1 protein-coding gene is annotated in these 586 nt (G+C 41.1%); it reads left to right on the top strand.

The window, feature by feature from the left end; all coding sequences use genetic code 11:
• The coding region (locus tag D6858_RS00235; protein ID WP_133305204.1) for a hypothetical protein at positions 1 to 400 on the top strand (400 nt) is incomplete at its 5' end.
• Between the last annotated feature and the right edge of the window lie 186 nt (positions 401 to 586).

Here is a 586-nt window from a genome sequence, read left to right as displayed (position 1 = left end):
TGAGTGTCCTGCAGATGTCTTCCATAAGAATGGACAACCATGCCTAGATAACTACGGTTACTGCTACAATGGGAATTGCCCCATCATGTATCACCAATGTTATGCTCTCTGGGGGGCCGATGTTTATGAGGCTGAAGATTCATGTTTTGAGAGTAACACGAAAGGCAATTATTATGGCTACTGCAGAAAGGAAAATGGTATAAAGATTCCATGTGCACCAGAAGATGTAAAATGTGGCAGGTTATACTGCAAAGATAATTCACCTGGACAAAATAATCCTTGCAAGATGTTCTATTCCAACGAAGATGAACATAAGGGAATGGTTCTTCCTGGAACAAAATGTGCAGATGGAAAGGTCTGCAGCAACGGGCATTGTGTTGATGTGGCTACAGCCTACTAGTCAACCTCTGGCTTTGATTTTGGAGATCCTCCTTCCTGAAGGTTTGACTTCCCTGAAGTCCAAAGAGATCCATCTGCCTATATCTTACTAGTAAATCACTCTTAGCTTCCAGATGGCATCCAAATTCTGCAATATTTCTTCTCCATATTTAATCTGTTTACCTTTTGCTGTAATCAAACCTTTTCC

The organism is Tsuneonella suprasediminis, from assembly GCF_003605755.1.
GTDB classification, from domain to species: Bacteria; Pseudomonadota; Alphaproteobacteria; order Sphingomonadales; family Sphingomonadaceae; genus Tsuneonella; species Tsuneonella suprasediminis.
The sequence above is the reverse complement of the archived record's forward strand: the minus strand, read 5'-3'. Positions and strand labels throughout refer to the sequence as shown.